The organism is Oleiphilus sp. HI0128, from assembly GCF_001635365.1.
The window spans coordinates 1-820 of record NZ_LWGG01001251.1 but is presented as its reverse complement, the minus strand read 5'-3'; the positions used below and the strand labels follow the sequence as shown (position 1 = coordinate 820).

The window sequence follows — 820 nt, the reverse complement described above, 5'->3', positions numbered from 1 at the left end:
GTCAAAGCCGCTTAAGGTTGGTGAGTGGGTCTTTGCTATAGGGTCTCCTTTTGGTTTTGATTACACCGTTACTGCCGGAATTGTTAGTGCCAAGGGGCGTAGCCTCCCTAACGAAAATTATGTACCTTTTATTCAGACTGACGTAGCGATTAATCCAGGTAATTCTGGCGGCCCACTATTCAATATGGATGGTGAAGTTGTTGGTATTAATTCTCAAATTTATACTCGTTCAGGTGGCTTTATGGGCGTTTCTTTTGCGATTCCAATTGATGTCGCAATGGAGGTCGTAGCTCAGCTCAAAGGCCAAGGTTATGTCGCGCGTGGTTGGTTAGGGGTCTTGATCCAGGAAGTTAACAAAGATCTTGCTGACTCCTTTGGTTTGGATCGTCCTTACGGTGCTTTAGTTGCTCAGGTGGTTGAGGACTCGCCTGCAGACCAAGCAGGTATTCAAACTGGTGATGTAATTATCGAGTATGAAGGAGAAGAGATTGATTTCTCATCTGAACTACCGCAGCTGGTAGGGCGAACAAAGGTTGGTGACAAGGCCAAACTAAAAGTTGTTCGTGATGGAGATGAGAAATCAGTGAGTGTCGAGATTGGTGAGCTTCCGACTGACGAAAGTGCGAGCGCTTTACAAAATAAACCTCAGGTAGAGAAGACGAACCGTATTGGCATTAAAGTGCGAGAACTTGATCATGAGACCTTGGATGATTTGAATTTGGATGGCGGTGTTCATGTTATCCAGGTAGAGTCGGGTGCAGCACGTGAAGCAGGGATTAAACAGGGTGATATCATCACTCGACTCAATAACCAGAAATTC

General features: G+C 45.4%; 1 protein-coding gene. It reads left to right on the top strand.

Annotation, left to right across the window (positions count from 1 at the left end; all coding sequences use genetic code 11):
• A partial coding sequence (locus A3763_RS21160) for a PDZ domain-containing protein (RefSeq protein WP_156495232.1) occupies window positions 1–820 on the top strand: 820 nt, incomplete at both ends.